Consider the following 17,776-nt stretch of genomic DNA (forward strand, 5'->3'; position numbering starts at 1 on the left):
CCTGCCTCCCTCAATAGTGGCTCTGTGTTTGGGTGTCCCCACCTCAACGTAACCCACGACGTTGAGGCGGGGCAGGTCAATCCATCATGTCTACAGGTGGCAATAGCCAGGCCATCGTACATGCCGCCGGGGCGCCTGCGGCGCCATTCGCCGGGCGGAGCCCAGCTCCCACAGGTGACAATAGCCAGACCATCGAACAGCCGCCCGGGCGCCTTAGTGGGTGGTGGCGGGTTTCACGTCCAGCACTTCCACCTCAAAGGTCAGGGTACGCCCTGCCAGCGGGTGGTTGAAGTCCACGTCGACCATCTCGCCGTCGATGGCGCTGATCACCCCGGGCAGCTCGCCGCCGCCGGGGTCGGCGAAGGACATCACGGTGCCCACCTCCAGTGCCTCGTCGCCGAAGTCGTCGCGCTTGAGGCGCTGGATGTTCTGGGGATTGTGCTGGCCGAAGGCGTGCTCCGGGGTGATCTCGAAGCTGCCGCTCTCGCCGGCGGTGAGGCCCTTCATGGGGTGCTCGAAGCCGGGCGGCAGGTTGCCGTCGCCCACCTGGAAGGTGGCCGGGGCCTTGTCGCGGGTGGAGTCCACCACGGTGCCGTCTTCCAGCTTGAGGGTGAAGTGCAGGGTCACTTCCATGCCCTCGTCGATGCGGTACTGCTCGCTGTTCTGGTCGGTCATGGTATCTAGGGCTCGGTAAAGATGATTAAGTTCGCTGGCCTCGCAGGGGCCGGGCAACACCGCCGGGGCGCCTGGCGGCGCCGGTCGCCCGGCGGAGCCGGCCTCCTACAATGTCGTTGCCATGCGTTGGTGCCTCAGCTGCGCCGGTCGCGCAGCGGAGCTGCCCTCCTACAAATCAGTCGTCAGCTTCGTTGCCGGGCGCGGCGCTTCTCGCCGAACACCGACTCCCAGATCAGGCCGATGGCGCCCAGGGTGATGCCGATGTCCGCCACGTTGAAGGCCGGGTAGTACCAGCCGGCGACGTGGAAGGAGAGGAAGTCCACCACGTAGCCGTGCACCAGGCGGTCGTAGAGGTTGCCGAGCGCCCCGCCGATGATGGCCGCCAGCGACACCGCCAGCAGGGTCTCGTCGCGCTTGAGCCGGCTCAGCCAGATGGTCAGGCCGACGCTGGCCCCCACCGCGATGGCGGCGAAGAACCAGCGCTGCCAGCCGGGGTGGTTGGCCAGGAAGCTGAAGGCGGCGCCGGTGTTGTGCAGCAGCGTCAGGTTGAAGAACGGCAGCACCTCCACCGGCCGGGCGTACTCCAGCCAGGCGCTGGCGGCGTACTTGGTAGCCAGGTCCAGCACGATGATCGCCAGCGCCAGCCACAGCCAGCGCAGCGGGCGCTGCATGGGTGGCACCTCTGGGTGGCTGGAAGGGCCGCCGCTGGTCGGCTTGGCATCAGGCATAGAGGCGCGTCTCGCCGGGGCCGTCCGGCAGGTTGCTCACGCAGCGCCCGCACAGGTCGTCGTGGCCCTCGTGGTGACCCACGTCCTCGCGGTGGTGCCAGCAGCGCTCGCACTTCCGGTGGGTGCTGGCGGCCACGGCCACCTTCAGGCCCTCGAGTTCGGTGGCCTCGGCGCTCTCTCCTTCGGGCTTTGCAGCCTCGGCGAGCGGCCTGACGGTCACCTCGCTGGTCAGCATCACGAAGCGCAGCTCGTCGCCCAGCTTGGCCAGCGTCGCCTGCAGGGCGTCGTCCACGTAGAGGGTGACCTCGGCGGCCAGGCTGCCCTTGATGGTCTTGGCGTTGCGGGCGTCCTCCAGGCACTTGTTGACGGCCTGCTTGACCTCCAGCACCCGCTCCCAGAAGTCGCGGCCCAGCTCGGCGCCATCGTCCAGGGTGGAGAGGCCGGTGTAGTACTCCTCGAGCAGCACGCTGTCGCCGCGCTGGCCGGGGATGTTCTCGAAGATCTCCTCGGCGGTGAAGCTGAGGATCGGGGCGACCCAGCGGGAGAGCGCCTCCACCACGTGGTAGAGGGCGGTCTGGGCGCTGCGCCGGGCCAGGGAGTCGGCCTGGGTGGTGTACTGGCGATCCTTGATCACGTCCAGGTAGAAGCCGCCCAGCTCCCGGGCGCAGAAGCCGTGCACCTGCTGGTAGACGTCCAGGAAGCGGTACTCCTGGTAGGCGGTCTCGATGCGCCCCTGCAGCTGGGCGGCGCGGTCGACCACCCACTGGTCCAGAGCCAGCATCTCGCCTGCGGCCACGGCGTCGCGGCTCGGCTCGAAGCCGTTGAGGTTGGCGAGCAGGAAGCGCGCGGTGTTGCGGATGCGGCGGTAGACGTCGGCGGTGCGCTTGAGGATCTCGTCGGAGACCGCCATCTCGTGGCCGTAGTCGGTGGAGGCGACCCACAGGCGCAGGATGTCGGCGCCGAGCTTGTCCATCACCTCCTGGGGGGCCACCACGTTGCCCATGGACTTGGACATCTTGCGGCCCTGGGCGTCCACGGTGAAGCCGTGGGTGAGCAGGCCGCGGTACGGCGGGTGACCGTCGATGGCGCAGCCGGTCAGCAGCGAGGAGTGGAACCAGCCGCGGTGCTGGTCGGAGCCCTCCAGGTAGAGATCGGCCACCGGGCCGCTCTCGTGGCCATGGGGGTGGGAGCCGCGCAGCACGTGGCGGTGGGTGGTGCCGGAGTCGAACCAGACGTCCAGGGTGTCGGTGACCTTGTCATAGTCGGCGGCCTCCTCGCCCAGCAGCTCGGCGGGGTCGAGGCGGAACCAGGCGTCGATGCCCTCCTGCTCGACGCGCTGGGCGGCCTCTTCCATCAGCTCCAGGGTGCGCGGGTGCAGCTCGCCGGTGGCCCTGTGCAGGAAGAACGGGATCGGCACGCCCCAGTTGCGCTGGCGGGAGATGCACCAGTCCGGGCGGTTGGCGATCATGCTGTGCAGGCGCGCCTGGCCCCAGGCCGGGGTGAAGGTGGTCGCCTCGATGCCTTCCAGGGCGCGCTCGCGCAGGGTCTTGCCATGACTGCCCTCCACGTCCATGCCCACGAACCACTGGGCGGTGGCGCGGTAGATCACCGGGGTCTTGTGGCGCCAGCAGTGCATGTAGCTGTGGGTGATCGGCTCGTGGTGCATCAGCGCCCCGACCTCGCGCAGCTTCTCGACGATCTGCGGGTTGGCCTTCCAGATCATCTGGCCGCCGAAGAAGGGCAGGTCCTCGGCATAGACGCCGTTGCCCTGCACCGGGCTCAGGATCTCCTCGAAGCTCATGCCGTGCTCGCGGCAGGTGACGAAGTCATCCATGCCGTAGGCGGGGGCGGAGTGGACGATGCCGGTGCTGCCCACCTCGGCCTCGACGTAGTCGGCGAGATACACCGGCGAGAGGCGATCATAGAGCGGGTGGCGGAAGCGGATGCCGTCGAAGGCCGCGCCGCGGGCGGTGGCAATCACCTCGCCCGTGAGACCGAAGCGCGCCAGGCAGGACTCGACCAGCTCCTCCACCAGCACCAGCAGCCGCTCGCCGGTATCCACCAGGGCGTAGGTGAACTCGGGGTGCATGTTGAGCGCCTGGTTGGCCGGGACCGTCCAGGGGGTGGTGGTCCAGATCACCACGGCGGCCGGCTTGGGCAGCGCCGCCAGGCCGAAGGCTGCGGCCAGGCGGTCGGCGTCCTCCACCGGGAAGGCCACGTCGATGGCGTCGGACTTCTTGTCGGCGTACTCCACCTCGGCCTCGGCCAGGGCAGAGCCGCAGTCGAAGCACCAGTTGACGGGCTTCAGGCCCTTGAACACGTAGCCCGCCGCGACCATGTCGGCCAGGGCCCGGATCTCGCCCGCCTCGTTGGCGTAGTCCATGGAGCGGTAGGGGTTGGCCCAGTCGCCGATCACGCCCAGCCGCACGAAGTCGGCCAGCTGGCCCTGGATCTGCTCGCCGGCGTACTCGCGGCACAGCGCCCGGGCACGCTCGGGCTCGAGGTGCTTGCCGTGGGTGGTCTCGACCTTGTGCTCGATGGGCAGGCCGTGGCAGTCCCAGCCGGGCACGTAGGGGGCGTCGAAGCCGGCCAGGTTCTTCGACTTGACGATGATGTCCTTGAGGATCTTGTTGACGGCGTGACCGATGTGGATGCTGCCGTTGGCGTAGGGAGGGCCGTCGTGCAGCACGAACAGCGGCTTGCCACGGCGCTCCTCACGCAGGCGGTGGTAGAGGTCCAGGCGGTCCCACTGGGCCAGCCGCTCGGGCTCGCGCTTGGGCAGCATGCCGCGCATGGGGAAGTCGGTTTCTGGCAGGTTCAGAGTGTGCTTGTAGTCGCTCATATCCTGGGGGTCAGCCGTCGTCGTGGTCGGCGGGCGCACCCGCCGAGGAATCGGAAGTCACGGCCTCGCGCGCCAGCGGCGCCGATGCCAGAGGAAGAGAATCGTCGCTGCCGAAGGCCTCGAGGTGCGGACCGGCACCGGCTTCGGGGTGCTGTGAAACAGAGGCGCCGGCTTCGGGGCGCTGTGAGGCGCCGGCTTCGGGGCGCTGTGAGGCGCCGGCTTCGGGGCGCTGTAAATCATGCTGGGAAAAGTAGCCGCGGGCGCGGCGCTGGTCGGCCCCGATCTGCTGCTTGAGGGCGTCGAAGTGCTCGAACTTCACCTCGCCGCGCAGCTTGGCGCAGGGGAACACCGCCAGGCGCTGGCCGTAGAGGTCGCCGTCGAAGTCGAACAGGTGCACCTCGAGCACCGGCCGGGTGCTGCCCAGGGTGGGGCGCCAGCCGATGTTGGCCACGCCGGGCAGGCGCCGGCCGTCGGGCAGCTCGCAGACCACCGCATAGACGCCGTGCAGGGCCAGGGAGCGCACCGGCTGGGGCAGGTTGGCGGTGGGCACGCCGATGGTGCGGCCGAGCTTCTGGTCGGCCACCACGCGGCCCCCCAGGCGATAGGGGCGCCCCATCAGGCGGGCCGCGGCGGCGAAGTTGCCGCTGGCCAGCAGGGTGCGGATACGGGTGCTGGAGACCCGGTCGTCGTCGATGGTGAAGGTGCGGGTATGCTCGACGCCGAAGCCGCGGGTCTCGCCCACCTCGGTGAGCAGGTGGAAGTCGCCGCGGCGGTCGCAGCCGAAGCGGAAGTCGTCCCCCACCACCAGGTGGCGCACGCCCAGGCCATCGATCAGCACCTTCTCGATGAAGGCCTCGGCGGTGAGGCCGCGAAGCGCGTCGTTGAAGGGCAGGCAGAGCACCCGCTCGACGCCCGCCTCGCCCAGCAGGCGCACCTTCTCGCGCAGCCGGGTCAGCCGCGGCGGCGCCTGGTCGCCGGCGAAGAACTCCCGGGGCTGCGGCTCGAAGACCACCACGGTCACCGGCAGCTGGAGCTTGGCGGCCTGCTCGCGGCACTGCTCGAGAATCGCCTGGTGGCCCCGATGAACGCCATCGAAGTTGCCGATGGTGGCCACGCAGCCGCGGTGCTCGTCGCGCAGGTTGTGCAGTCCTCGGATCACTTGCATGGCGTTGCTCGAGCCCCGCTGGCCAGGTGAATGGCGAAAGATGAGTGGCGAAAGGATGGTCATGAAGTGGGCGATTATACCGGACAGCCGGCCCCTTGACAGCCGGGCCGGCTGGCTGCAAAGGCGGCGTTGTCCGGGGCTGCGCCGTCGACAAGCCTGCGAGGAGGCGCCATTAACCCTTCCCTGGGGGCTACCTAGACCATCCCTGGTCCACGGACCTCCTCTTCGGCTTGCCCCCGGCGCCCCTCGCCTCGGGTAACCAGACGCTACTCTCAGCTCTTCATCCGGAAGTGCCGCAGTCGCACCCCGGTGATGGCGAGCCAGGTGAAGTAGACCCCCGCGCCGGCCACCACCAGCGCCGCCAGCCAGGCGACCCGCGTCCAGACGTCCCAGCCCAGCCAGGCCTGCCAGTCGGGGGCGAAGGCGGCGAGCCCCAGCCCCATCACCGCGCAGCCGCCCAGCAGCTGCACCGCGTAGCGGCCCCAGCCGGGCTGGAACACCAGCACCCGCTCCCTGTAAAGCAGCCAGCCCAGCAGGCCGGCGTTCAGGAAGGCCGAGAGCGCCGTGGCCAGGGCCAGGCCGGCGTGGGCCAGCGGCCAGATCAGGATCAGGTTGAAGACCATGTTGGCGACCATGGCGATGATGCCGATCTTCACCGGAGTCTTGGTGTTCTGGCGGGCGAAGAAGCCCGGCGCCAGCACCTTGATCAGCATGAAGGCCACCAGGCCGAAGGCATACGCCCTCAGGCTCATGGCCGCCATGGCGATGTCGTGCTCGGTCATGGCGCCGTAGTGGAACAGCGAGATCAGCAGCGGCTCGGCCAGGATCGCCAGCGCCAGGGCCGCCGGCAGGCCCAGCAGCAGCACGGCGCGGATCGCCCAGTCGAGCATCGCGCTGAAGTGCTGGCCGGACTGCTCGGCGTGGCGCTTGGAGAGCGCCGGCAGGATCACCGTGCCGATGGCGATGCCGAACACCCCCAGCGGCAGTTCCACCAGGCGGTCGGAGTAGTAGAGCCAGGAGACGCTGCCCGGCGCCAGCAGCGAGGCGAGGATGGTGTCGAGCAGCAGGTTGATCTGCGACACCGAGACGCCGAACAGCGCCGGCGCCATCAGCACCATGATCTGCTTCACCCCGGGGTGTACGAAGCTCGGCCAGGGGCGCGGCATCAGCCCCAGGCGCACCAGGAAGGGCACCTGGAAGGCGAGCTGGGCGACGCCCGCGATCAGCACCCCCCAGGCCAGCGCCATGGCCGGCTGGCTCATCAGCGGGGTGAGCAGCAGCGCCGCCCCGATCAGCGAGAGGTTGAGCAGCACCGGGGTGAAGGCCGGGATCGCGAAGCGGTTCCAGGTGTTGAGCACGCTGCCGGCAAACGCCGTCAGCGAGATCAGCAGCAGGTAGGGGAAGGTGAGCCGCAGCATGTCGGCGGTGAGCGCCAGCTTGGCCGGGTCGCGGCCGAAGCCGGGGGCGAAGACCCACACCAGCCAGGGCGCGGCCAGCATGAACACGGCGGTGAGCAGCGCCAGCACCGCCGTGAGGCTGCCCGCCACCGCGTCGAGCAGCTCGCGCACCTCGCGTTTGCTGCCGCGGGTGGCGTATTCCGAGAGCACCGGCACGAAGGCCTGGTTGAAGGCCCCCTCGGCGAACAGTCGGCGCATGAAGTTGGGGATCTTGAAGGCGACGAAGAAGGCGTCCGCGCCGCTGCCGGCGCCGAACAGGGCGGCGATGACCACGTCGCGCACCAGGCCCATCACCCGCGACAGCAGGGTCATCACGCTGACCACCAGGCCTGAGCGCATCAGGCCGCCGGCCTTGGGGGCCACCACCTTGTCGTGCTCGTCCACCGGCGTGGGTGGCGACTGCTCGCGATCCGTCACGTTCGGGCTCCTTGGCGGGCGCCTGGGGAATGGCGGCCAAAAACGAAGGCTCTTCGCAGATCAGCGCGGCGTCAAACTGCAGGAGGGCAACTTGTTGCGCGATTGGCGCCGTCAGGCGCCCGGCGCTGCCACCAACGCTGAAGGGTCACCGCCAGGAGGCCTTCGGCCGCCAGTCGCGCAGCGGAGCTGCCCTCCTGCAAAAGCGTTCACGCCGGTCTGCCATGAACCACAAAAAAACCGGCCGCAGCCGGTTTTCTTGCGGAAGCGACGGACCTTGCCGGCGCGTCACTCCGTTGGCATCCGGTCTACTCAGGCAGCCAGCGCCTTGATGCGCTTGTTCAGGCGGCTCTTCAGGCGGGCGGCCTTCTTCTTGGAGAGCACGTCCTTGTCGGCGATGCGGTCGATGACCGGCTGCGCCTTCTGGAATGCGGTCATCGCCTCGGCGTGGTCGCCGCCGTTGATGGCCTTGATCACGCGCTTGATGTAGGTGCGGACCATGCTGCGCTGGCTGGCCTTCAGGACACGACGGCCTTCGGCCTGGCGGGCGCGCTTGCGGGCTTGCTTGCTGTTTGCCACTGAACTGTCTCCTTGGAGATTCTGTCGTCATCGCCCTCGGCGATGGCTTCGATAACGTATTGATCCGGCAGGAAGGCGCGAGCCTTTCCGCCGGCTTGGCCATCTGGCCGACCGCTTGACATCAGCGATCGTTCACGGGCCGTGTCTGAGAGGATGGCGTATCCTATCACAGCCCGCGCCGCGCTTGCTATAGCGCGGGAGTCACAACACCACCAGGTTGTCGCGGTGGATCAGCTCCGGGGCCTCCATGAAGCCCAGGACCGCTTCGATCTGGTGGCTCGGCTTGCCGAGGATCTGGGCGGTGTCCGCCGCGCCATAGTTGACCAGCCCCTTGGCCACCCGGTGCCCCTGCTCGTCCACGCAGAGCACCATGTCGCCGCGGCGGAACTCGCCCGCCACCGCCTTGACGCCCACCGCCAGCAGGCTGGAGCCGCTGCCGCGCAGCACCTTCACCGCCCCGGCGTCCAGGGTCAGGGTGCCGCGCACCTGCAGCTGCCCGGCCAGCCAGCGCTTGCGCGCCGCCATGGGCGCCTGGTCCGGGCGCAGCAGCGTGCCCAGCCGCTCGCCGGCCATCAGCCGGGTCAGCACCTCGGGCTGGCGGCCGCTGGCGATGGCGGTGAAGGCGCCGGAGCGCGCCGCCAGGTGGGCCGCCCGCAGCTTGGTGGCCATGCCGCCGCGGCCGAGCGCCCCGCCGCCACCGGCCACCGCCGCCAGCGCCGGGTCGTCGGCGCGCCCTTCGCTGATCAGCCGCGCCTCCGGGTTGCGGCGCGGGTCGGCGTCGAACAGCCCCTCCTGGTCGGTGAGGATCACCAGCGCCTCGGCCTCCAGCAGGTTGGCCACCAGGGCGCCCAGGGTGTCGTTGTCGCCGAAGCGGATCTCGTCGGTGACCACGGTATCGTTCTCGTTGATCACCGGCACCACCCGCAGGTCCACCAGGGTGCGCAGCGCCGAGCGGGCGTTGAGGTAGCGCTTGCGGTTGGAGAGGTCGTCGTGGGTCAGCAGCACCTGGGCGGTGAGCAGGCCGTGACGGGCGAAGTGCCCCTCGTAGCACTCGGTGAGGCCGTTCTGCCCCACCGCGGCGGCGGCCTGGAGCTCGTGCACCGCCGAGGGGCGCGCCTGCCAGCCGAGGCGCACCATGCCGGCGGCCACCGCGCCGGAGGAGACCAGCACCACCTCGATGCCGCGCTTGTGCAGGGTAGCGACCTGGTCGACCCAGCCGCCGATCGCCGCCTCGTCGAGGCCGCGGCCGTCGTTGGTCAGCAGCGCGCTGCCGATCTTCACCACCACCCGGCGGGCGCCGACCAGCGCCTCGCGGCCTGCCACCTGCTCGTTGCCTTCCACTTGGTTGTCCAACGCCATCAACCTCTAGCTCTCAGACACTGCGCGAGCGCAGCCGGTTTGTCCTTCAGGGCGCGTATTCGACCTCGACGTCGAAGTCATCATCATCGAAGTCGTCGTCATCCTCGTCGTCACGCTTGCGCCTGCGACCCAGGCGCGCCTCGGTGCGGGCCACCGCTTCCTCTTCCATGCGCTGGCGCATCTCGCGGGCGCGCTCGGCGGCCTCCTCGTCCTCGTTCTCGAGCTGGCGCTGCTCGGTGAGCCAGCGGTGGGCGGCCTGCACCAGGGCAAGGGTGCCGTCGGCGGAGATCGCCGAGATGCGGAACACCGGCCCCTCCCAGCCGAGGCGGCGCACGATCTCGTCGGCCTTCGCCTCGCGCTCCTCCGGGGGAAGCAGGTCTAGCTTGTTGAGCACCAGCCAGCGCGGCAGCTCGGCCAGCGCCGGGGAGAACTCGCCCAGCTCGTGGACGATCGCCTCGGCCGCCTCCACCGGGTCGGACTCATCGAAGGGGGCCACGTCGACCACGTGGAACAGCAGCCGGGTGCGGGTCAGGTGCTTGAGGAAGCGCAGCCCCAGGCCGGCCCCGTCCGAGGCGCCCTCGATCAGGCCCGGCACGTCGGCCATCACGAAGTGCTCGTGCATGCCGAGCTTCACCACGCCCAGGTTGGGCACCAGGGTGGTGAAGGGGTAGTTGGCCACCTTGGGCTTGGCCGCGGAGACGGCGCGGATCAGCGTCGACTTGCCGGCATTGGGCATGCCCAGCAGGCCCACGTCGGCCATCACCTTCATCTCCAGGCGCAGGTTGCGTCGCTCGCCCTCGGTGCCCGGGGTGGTGCGCCGCGGCGCCCGGTTGGTGGAGGACTTGAAGTGGATGTTACCCAGCCCCCGGCGCCCGCCCTGGGCCACCAGCACCACCTGGCCGATCTCGGTGACGTCGGCGATCACCTCGAGGGTATCCTCGTCGATCACCGTGGTGCCCACCGGCACCTTGACGTGCAGGTCCTCGCCGGCGCGGCCACTCATCTGGCGGCCCATGCCGGGCTGGCCGTTCTGGGCCTTGTAGAAGCGCTGGTACTTGAAGTCGATCAGGGTGTTGAGGGCATCGTCACCGATCAGGTAGACGCTGCCGCCGTGGCCGCCATCGCCGCCATCGGGGCCACCCCTGGGCACGTACTTCTCGCGGCGGAAGCTGAGGCAGCCGTTGCCCCCCTTGCCGGCCTCCACGATGATCGAGGCTTCGTCGACGAACTGCATCTGTCACTCTCCCGGCGGCGCATACCGCCATGATACAAGAAGGCCCCGCCGTGGCGGGGCCTTCCTGCGGCAAGGGTCAGGCGTCTCAGGCAGAGACGACGCTGACGAACTTGCGGTTCTTCGGACCCTTGGTCTCGAACTTGATCACACCGTCGTTCAGGGCGAACAGGGTGTGGTCGCGGCCGAGGCCGACGCCGGTGCCGGCGTGGAACTTGGTGCCGCGCTGGCGCACGATGATGTTGCCGGCGGTGACGGCCTGGCCACCGTAGAGCTTGACGCCAAGGCGCTTGGATTCGGAATCGCGACCGTTACGCGTGGAGCCGGCTGCCTTCTTATGTGCCATGGAAATATCCTCCGTTCAGGGGATGGACCGCTTAGGCGGAGATCCCGGTGATCTTGACTTCAGTGAACCACTGGCGGTGGCCCTGACGCTTCATGTGGTGCTTGCGGCGGCGGAACTTGATGATGGTGACCTTGTCGCCACGGCCGTGGGAGACGACCTCGGCAGAGACCTTGGCACCGTCCACCAGCGGAGCGCCGACCTTGATGTCGTCGTCGCTGCCGACCAGCAGCACCTCGTCGAAGTCGATGGACTCGCCGGTCGGGACTTCGATCTTCTCGAGCTTGAGGGTCTGGCCTTCCTGAACGCGGTACTGCTTGCCACCGCTCTTGATAACTGCGTACATGCTTCTCTCTCCAGGACTCATCGGGGTTGGCTCTTCATCGGCCTGCTTCGAGTGGCGCCCCTTCCGGCAGCCATCTGACAGGGAGCGAGATGAGTGGGCCGCGCATTATAGCGACACCCGACCCACCAGACAACCCGCGCACGCGCCAAGACGTCACCGGGCCGGCCGGCCTTTTCCGGGGCGCGGGTAGCGGCGAGCGGCTTGCCTTGACGCCCTCATGGGGGCCCCATAGCATGACCGGCAACCCAAGGCCAGCGGGGTGATGCGCCCCGGCCCCCCACCTACTCGTCGATGTCGCCCACATGCCAGCCAACGCCTCGTCCCCCGCCAGTGCCGCCGCCCCCTCGCCGATCCATGCCGTCGTGGCCGACGACTTCGCCGCCGTCAACCGCACCATCATGGCCCAGCTCAGCTCGCGGATCCCGCTGGTGGAGACCATCGGCCAGTACATCATCGCCAGCGGCGGCAAGCGCCTGCGCCCCCTGCTGGTGCTGCTGGCGGCGCGCTCGCTGGGCTACCAGGGGGACCGCCACGTGACGCTGGCCACCCTGATCGAGTTCATGCACACCTCGACCCTGCTGCATGACGATGTCGTCGACGAGTCGCACCTGCGTCGCGGCAAGGCCACCGCCAACGACGCCTGGGGCAATGCCCCTTCGGTGCTGGTGGGCGACTTCCTCTACTCGCGCTCCTTCCAGATGATGGTCGAGGTGGGCTCCATGCGGATCATGGACGTGCTCTCCGCGGCCACCTGCACCATCGCCGAGGGCGAGGTGCAGCAGCTCACCAACGTCGGCAACCCCGACACCGACGAGACCGCCTACTTCGAGACCATCCAGGGCAAGACGGCGATGCTCTTCGAGGCGGCCAGCCACAGCGGCGCCATCCTCGCCGAGGCGAGCCCGGAGCAGGAGGCGGCGCTGCAGTACTACGGCCGCTACCTGGGCCTCGCCTTCCAGCTGATCGACGACCTGCTCGACTATCAGGGCGACGCCGAGGCCATGGGCAAGAACGTCGGCGACGACCTGGCCGAGGGCAAGCCTACCCTGCCGCTGATCCAGGCCATGGCCACCGGCACCCCGGAGCAGGCCGCCCTGATCCGCCAGGCGATCCGCCAGGGCGGCCTCGACCACCTCGACGAGGTGCTCGAGATCGTCCACGCCACCGGTGCCCTGGCCTATACCCGTGCCCGCGCCGAGGAGATGGCCGACCGGGCCCTCGCGCAGCTCGAGGCCCTGCCGGCCAGCCCCTTCCGCGACAGCATGGCCGACCTGGCCCGCCTGGCGGTGGATCGCCAGGCATGACGACGGGGCGCGTCACGCGGGGCTTGCAAAGCCCGCGGCGGCGGGTATAATGCCGCCCTGTTGAGACGCCAGCTCAACGCGTCGGAGTATAGCTCAGCTTGGTAGAGCGCTGCCTTCGGGAGGCAGAGGTCGTAGGTTCGAATCCTGCTACTCCGACCAACGAATTCAAGGCCCTGCGGGTAACCGCAGGGCCTTTTTCGTGCTCGCCGGGCGGCCGGTGCACCCATCCGCCGAGGGCGCCGGCGGCCGTCGCTTCGTCAGCGATTCGTCAAGTTACGGTGATGACGGTGCAGCTCGCGATATGGCTGATCTTGTGGGAGACGCTGCCGAACACCATGCCGCGCATGTCGCTGACCCCACGGCTGCCCATGACGATGGCATCGGCGCCGAGCTTCTCGGCCTCCTCGTGAATCAGGTCGGCCGGGCGCCCCTGCCGGGTCACCTCCTTGACCTCGATGCCGGCGAGGTCGACCGCGGCGCGCGCCTTCTCGATGACCTTGTGGGCCTCCTGTTTCATGCCTTCGGCGAGCTTCTCGCGTTCCACCTCGGAGAAGGGCTCGGCGGTGCCGCCGGTGAACAGGCCGATGTTGTCGGGGGGAAACTCGGCCACGGTCATCAGGTGGAGCGTCGCGGAGGAGGCGCGGGCCAGCAGCGCCGCGACACCCAGCGCCTTCTCGGCATGGGCGGAGCCGTCGACGGGAACCAGGATGGTCTTGAACATGAGTGGGCCTTCCTTCTTGTCTGTCTGGGAGGCGGGACGCGCGGTCCCTCTGCTTCCAGCCTAGACGCTCGCCGCCGTTCGGCAATGTCCTGGATCAAGCCGCCCAGCCGAAACCCAGGACCGGCATCGCCAGGGCGAACACCACCAGGGTAATGACCCCCAGCGCGGCGACGCTGACCAGGGCTCCGGCACGCATCATCTCGGCCACGCTGAGCTTGCCGCTTGCGAACACCACCGCATTCGGCGGCGTGGCCACCGGCAGCATGAAGGCGCAGCTCGCGGCCATGGCCACCGGTACCGAGAGCAACAGCGGGCTGGCCCCCAGGCTGACGGTGAGCGAGGCGGTCAGCGGCAGGATCGCCGCGGCGGTGGCGGTGTTGCTGGTCACGTGGCTCATCATCATCACCACCAGCGCCACCATGCCCACCAGCCCCCAGGTGGGCCAGCTGCCGAAAGCACCGAGCCCCTCGGCCACCGTCGCGGCCAGGCCGCTCTCCTCGATGGCAGTGCCGAGGCTGAGCCCGCCCCCCACCATGATCAGCACGCCCCAGGGCAGGTGCCTGGCGCTATCCCAGTCCATCAGGAACTGTCGCTGGCGCCAGCGGGCCGGCACCACGAAGAGCAGCAGCGCCCCGACCATGGCGATGCCCGCGTCGCTGAGCCCCACGCCCAGGGCCCGCTCCAGCAGCGGCCGGGTGACCCAGGCCAGCGCCACCAGGGCAAAGATCGCCGCGACGCGCTGCTCCGGCCGGGTCATGCGACCGAGGTCCCGGGCCTGGTCGGCGAGCAGCTGGGCCACCCCCGGCACCTCGTCGCGCGCCACCGGATAGACCCAGCGGGTCAGCAGCCACCAGCCCAGCGCCAGCAGCAGCAGCGAGGGCGGCACCGCCACCGCCATCCACTGGGCGAAGCCGATCTCGATGCCGTAGCTGTCGCCCATGAAGCCGGCCAGCAGCGCGTTGGGGGGCGTACCGATCAGGGTCCCCATGCCGCCGATGTTGGCGGCCAGGGCGATGCCCAGCAGCAGGGTCAGCGCCGTGTGGCGGCTCGCCCCCGAGCCACCCTGGCGCTCCAGCATGGCCAGCACCGAGAGGCCGATGGGCACCATCAGCGCCGCAGTGGCGGTGTTGCTGACCCACATGCTCAGCGCCGCGGTGGCGATCATGAAGCCCCCCACCAGCCGGTCCGGGCGGCTGCCCGAGACCCGCAGCACCAGCATGGCGATGCGCCGGTGCAGCCCCCAGCGCTGGATCGCCTCGGCCAGCAGGAAGCCCCCGAGGAAGAGGAAGATCAGCGGGTTGGCATAGGGCACGGCCACCTCGTTGATGGTGCCCACGCCGAGCAGCGGCAGCACCGCCACCGGCAGCAGCGCGGTGACGGCGATCGGCACCGGCTCCAGCACCCACCAGGTGGCCATCCATGCGGTCAGCGCCACCACCTGCCAGGCGGCCGGCGGCATGTCCGCCGGCGCCTCCATCAGCAGCAGCCCCAGGGCGGCCAGCGGCCCCAGGAAGAGACCCAGGGTGACCTTGGCCCGGCGGACCCGCTCCTGGCGCGCCTCGCCGTCCGACGCCGCCTCGTCACGGCCGGCGGGGGATGTCGATTCGGTCATGGAGCCTCCTTCTGCTCTCGGGATCGAGTGGGCTAGAGCCAGCGCTCCAGGCGCAGCGCACGGCTCAGCCAGGCATTGAAGTGCCGCCAGGCGCTGCCCGGCTCGCGTTCGAGCCATACCGGCCGGTCATCGACCTGGGTCAGCCAGCCCAGCCGCCCCTGGTCATCCAGCAGTACCGCATAGCTGAGCGCGGGGTTCGCACCGCCCTCCACCAGGACCTCGAAGTCATCGGCCAGGCCGCGGCTCACGGCCAGCACGCCCACCTCGCTGTTCCACCAGACCGAGCGCGGGTCGGCGTTGGCCGAGCCCACGAAGACCCGCTCGCCATCCACGGCCAGGGCCTTGATGTGCAGGGTCGAGGCGGAGGTGCCGGGCACCCCGATGGCATCCTCTTCGCCGCCCTCATGCTCGGCACGCAGCTCGAACAGCGCCACCCCGCTCGCCACCAGGGCGGCGCGGTGGGGCGCGTAGACGCCGTGGGCCATCGGCACGTCGGTGGCCTCCAGGGCGTTGGTGACCACCACCACCTCGACGCCCGACTCGGCCAGCGCCTGCAGCAGCCGACTGCCGGCCGCCGTGGGCACCAGGTAGGCCGAGACCAGGCTGAGGCTCTCCTCGGGCTCGGCACGCGCCCAGAGCTGGCCGGCCATGGTCGTCGCCAGCGGCGGGCGCCCCCGCCAGGCCGGCTTGCCGGGCGGATCCCACAGCGCCTCGGCCTCGCCCCAACGCAGCTCGTCGACCAGGCGGTCGCGGTCGCGCTCCTCCTGCCGCTGGCGCAGGGCGGCGAAGTAGTCGGAATCGGCCTCCTCCGCCAGCCAGGCGTCCAGCGATTCCTTGAGCGCCCGCCAGGCGTCAGGTTCGGCGCCATGGTAGCGGCCGATCGGCTGGGCGAGCCCGTGGTTCCAGTAGAGGTCGAAGCTCATCGACAGCGGCGCCACCACCGGCCCCAGGGTCAGCAGGTCGAGGTCGGCGAAATTGCGCGGCTCGTTGGCACTGTAGTACTCGTCCCCCAGGTTTCGGCCGCCGACGATGGCCAGGGCGTTGTCGGCAATCCACAGCTTGTTGTGCATCCGCCGGTGCTGGCGTCCCAGCACCGGCAGGGTGGCCAGCACCCGGGTCGCCAGGCTGCCCCGCCCCACGGGCAGCGGGTGGTAGACCCGCACCTGGATGTTGGAATGGCTGTCCAGGGCCGCCAGCCGATCGCCCTGGCCCACGGCGCCGAAGTCGTCGAGCAGCAGGCGGACCTCGACGCCGCGCTCCGCGGCCTCGAGCACCCGCGACAGCAGCACCCGGGTGGTGAGGCCATCGCCCATCAGGTAGGTCTGGATATCCAGGCGCCGCTCGGCGCGCAGCGTCAGCAGCGCCCGCAACGCGAAGGCGTCACGGCCGTCGGCCAGCAGGGTGAAGCCGCTCAGGCCCGGGTGGTCCGCCGCCTGCCGGGCGGTCCACTCCCCCAGCGCGGTATCGGCGACCTCCCAGGGGGGCAGCGCGAAGGAATGCTCCCGGGGCAGCGGGGCGGCGGCGCAGCCGGCCAGCAGCAGGCAGGCCAGCGCCAGCAGCCAGACGCCCCGGCGGGCCAGCGAGGGGCCCGCGGCGTCAGGCGTCGTCATCGTCGTCGAGCCGCCTCGCCAGCGCCTTGCGCGCCCGGTTGCGCCGGTAGAGGCGCACCAGCGCGATCCACAGCGCGGCCGTCACCATGGCCGCCAGGGTCCAGCCCTGCCAGGGTCGCGCGGCATCGCCCAGCACGGTCTCCAGGGTGATGATCAGGATCAGGCCCAGCGCCTGGCTGGCGATGGCCAGGGCACGCAGGGTGTCGAAGGCAGGCTTGGCCATGGGGGCTCCCGCAGGATGACAGCCATGCCTACCGGCAGTAGGCTTGGCAGGAACAGGTTGCACGGATTCGGGCCGGTCGTGCCCGGGAGCCCAAGTGTACCCGGTCGTGCGCCGGGCGCCGACCCCGCTGCGCCAGCCAAGGAGTCTTGCCACACCATGGATGCCATCGCCCTGGGTCCCGTGCTCATCTCGCTGCCTCGCCTCTACGCCCTGGGCGCCGCGATCGTGCTGCTGGCGGCCAGCGCCTGGCTGCTCGGCCTGCCCCGTCGCCGGCACGCGCGCTGGTTCAACGGCCTGGTGCTGGCCTGGCTCGTCGGTGCCCGCCTGGGCCACGTGGCCCTCAACCTGGAGGCCTACGCCGCCGCCCCGCTGGACATCCTCAAGGTGTGGCAGCCGGGCTTCCACGGGCTCTGGGGGCTGCTGGCGGCGCTGATCTGGACCGGCTGGACCCTGCGCGACCACCTGCTGCGGCTGATCGGCGCCATGGCGCTGCTGGTGGGGGCCTCCAGCCTCTGGCTGGTGCTGGTGACCCTGGCGCCGCTGGGCGGCAGCATGACCCTGCAGTCGCTCCCCGACCTGGCCCTGGAGAGCGTCGAAGGCGAGGCCGTCAACCTGCGCGAGCTGCAGGGTGAAAGGGTCGTGCTCAACCTCTGGGCCACCTGGTGCCCGCCCTGCCTGCGCGAGATGCCGCTGCTGGCCGAGGCCGATACCCGCGACGGCGTCACCGTGGTGGTGGCCAACCAGGGCGAGGACCTGCTGCCGGTGGTGCGCTACCTGGATGACCAGGGGCTGGCGTTCCGCTACCCGCTGCTCGACCCGCGCCAGGAGCTGATGGTGCTGCTGGAGTCCCCCGGCCTGCCCACCACGGTGCTGTTCGACGCCGAGGGGCGCGCCGTGGAGCGCCACGTGGGCGAGCTCTCCCGGGCCCAGCTGGAGGCCTGGCTCGACCGCCACTGAGCCACGCCCGATCCACATGTCCCGACGCGACAAGCTATTTGCAGTTGCCTGCAGCGAGAGGCGCCGTGGGCAGGTCGGAGAGGGTGGGGCCTGTCGCCGGAACAGCCTCGAGCAACGGCCCGAGACGAATCATCACGCTTAAGCCACGCCGTCCTTTGCTGTAAGATACCGCGCCCTGTTGCCGCCGCCCCGTCCCGGCGGCCATGAGCG

16 protein-coding genes and 1 tRNA gene are annotated in these 17,776 nt (G+C 70.0%); 3 read left to right on the forward strand and 14 right to left on the reverse strand.

Translation table 11 applies throughout. The features are described 5' to 3' along the window. Positions 1-213: 213 nt before the first annotated feature. The 10 genes from fkpB to rplU all read right to left on the reverse strand — a co-directional run bounded on the left by fkpB (position 214) and on the right by rplU (position 11,139). Complete coding sequence (gene fkpB / locus BDK63_RS13500; RefSeq protein WP_183332840.1) at positions 214-675, reverse strand: FKBP-type peptidyl-prolyl cis-trans isomerase; 462 nt, start codon at positions 673-675, stop codon at positions 214-216. A 182-nt stretch (positions 676-857) separates the two neighbouring features. Then, entirely contained in the window at positions 858-1,346 is a 489-nt protein-coding gene (lspA, locus tag BDK63_RS13505; protein ID WP_246386129.1) for a signal peptidase II, read from the reverse strand. A 49-nt stretch (positions 1,347-1,395) separates the two neighbouring features. Then, on the reverse strand, positions 1,396-4,245 hold the full coding sequence (gene ileS / locus BDK63_RS13510; protein WP_183332844.1) for an isoleucine--tRNA ligase: 2,850 nt from the start codon (positions 4,243-4,245) through the stop codon (positions 1,396-1,398). Positions 4,246-4,255: 10 nt separating this feature from the next. Beyond that, positions 4,256-5,410 carry a bifunctional riboflavin kinase/FAD synthetase gene (gene ribF, locus BDK63_RS13515; RefSeq protein ID WP_183332846.1) on the reverse strand — a complete coding sequence of 385 codons (1,155 nt, stop codon included), beginning with the start codon at positions 5,408-5,410 and terminating at the stop codon, positions 4,256-4,258. A gap of 272 nt (positions 5,411-5,682) precedes the next feature. Then, the gene (gene murJ, locus BDK63_RS13520; RefSeq protein WP_183332967.1) at positions 5,683-7,206 is read right to left on the reverse strand and encodes a murein biosynthesis integral membrane protein MurJ; all 1,524 of its coding nucleotides are present in this window, start codon (positions 7,204-7,206) and stop codon (positions 5,683-5,685) included. 387 nt (positions 7,207-7,593) lie between these two features. Further along, the gene (gene rpsT / locus BDK63_RS13525; RefSeq protein ID WP_102626712.1) at positions 7,594-7,860 is read right to left on the reverse strand and encodes a 30S ribosomal protein S20; all 267 of its coding nucleotides are present in this window, start codon (positions 7,858-7,860) and stop codon (positions 7,594-7,596) included. Positions 7,861-8,061: 201 nt separating this feature from the next. Beyond that, the gene (proB, locus tag BDK63_RS13530) at positions 8,062-9,201 is read right to left on the reverse strand and encodes a glutamate 5-kinase (protein ID WP_425485959.1); all 1,140 of its coding nucleotides are present in this window, start codon (positions 9,199-9,201) and stop codon (positions 8,062-8,064) included. 64 nt (positions 9,202-9,265) lie between these two features. Then, the gene (cgtA, locus tag BDK63_RS13535; protein ID WP_183332850.1) at positions 9,266-10,453 is read right to left on the reverse strand and encodes an Obg family GTPase CgtA; all 1,188 of its coding nucleotides are present in this window, start codon (positions 10,451-10,453) and stop codon (positions 9,266-9,268) included. Positions 10,454-10,538: 85 nt separating this feature from the next. Beyond that, a complete protein-coding gene (rpmA, locus tag BDK63_RS13540; protein WP_102626715.1) occupies positions 10,539-10,796 on the reverse strand; it encodes a 50S ribosomal protein L27 in 258 nt (85 codons plus the stop codon). A gap of 31 nt (positions 10,797-10,827) precedes the next feature. Further along, complete coding sequence (gene rplU, locus BDK63_RS13545) at positions 10,828-11,139, reverse strand: 50S ribosomal protein L21 (protein WP_183332852.1); 312 nt, start codon at positions 11,137-11,139, stop codon at positions 10,828-10,830. A 302-nt stretch (positions 11,140-11,441) separates the two neighbouring features. On the opposite strand from rplU, the gene ispB reads away from it, so the two are divergent. Together ispB and BDK63_RS13555 are read left to right on the forward strand one after the other, a co-directional pair. Then, on the forward strand, positions 11,442-12,443 hold the full coding sequence (ispB, locus tag BDK63_RS13550) for an octaprenyl diphosphate synthase (RefSeq protein WP_183332854.1): 1,002 nt from the start codon (positions 11,442-11,444) through the stop codon (positions 12,441-12,443). 82 nt (positions 12,444-12,525) lie between these two features. Then, positions 12,526-12,602, forward strand: a tRNA-Pro gene (locus BDK63_RS13555). 109 nt (positions 12,603-12,711) lie between these two features. On the opposite strand, the gene BDK63_RS13560 is transcribed toward BDK63_RS13555, so the two are convergent. The 4 genes from BDK63_RS13560 to BDK63_RS13575 all read right to left on the reverse strand — a co-directional run bounded on the left by BDK63_RS13560 (position 12,712) and on the right by BDK63_RS13575 (position 16,609). Further along, a complete protein-coding gene (locus BDK63_RS13560) occupies positions 12,712-13,164 on the reverse strand; it encodes a universal stress protein (RefSeq protein WP_183332856.1) in 453 nt (150 codons plus the stop codon). 94 nt (positions 13,165-13,258) lie between these two features. Continuing rightward, positions 13,259-14,776: an SLC13 family permease gene (locus BDK63_RS13565; RefSeq protein ID WP_183332858.1), complete on the reverse strand. Its 1,518-nt coding sequence runs from the start codon at positions 14,774-14,776 to the stop codon at positions 13,259-13,261. A gap of 32 nt (positions 14,777-14,808) precedes the next feature. Then, a complete protein-coding gene (locus tag BDK63_RS13570; protein WP_183332860.1) occupies positions 14,809-16,386 on the reverse strand; it encodes a phospholipase D family protein in 1,578 nt (525 codons plus the stop codon). After that, positions 16,373-16,609, reverse strand: a complete 237-nt coding sequence (locus BDK63_RS13575) for a hypothetical protein (protein WP_183332862.1) — start codon at positions 16,607-16,609, stop codon at positions 16,373-16,375. The genes BDK63_RS13570 and BDK63_RS13575 overlap by 14 nt, the downstream gene beginning before the upstream one ends. Positions 16,610-16,765: 156 nt before the next feature. On the opposite strand from BDK63_RS13575, the gene BDK63_RS13580 reads away from it, so the two are divergent. Next, positions 16,766-17,566, forward strand: a complete 801-nt coding sequence (locus tag BDK63_RS13580) for a TlpA disulfide reductase family protein (protein ID WP_183332864.1) — start codon at positions 16,766-16,768, stop codon at positions 17,564-17,566. Positions 17,567-17,776: the final 210 nt, after the last annotated feature.

Origin of the sequence: Halomonas campaniensis, from assembly GCF_014193375.1 — a bacterium.
Lineage (GTDB): Bacteria > Pseudomonadota > Gammaproteobacteria > Pseudomonadales > Halomonadaceae > Halomonas > Halomonas campaniensis.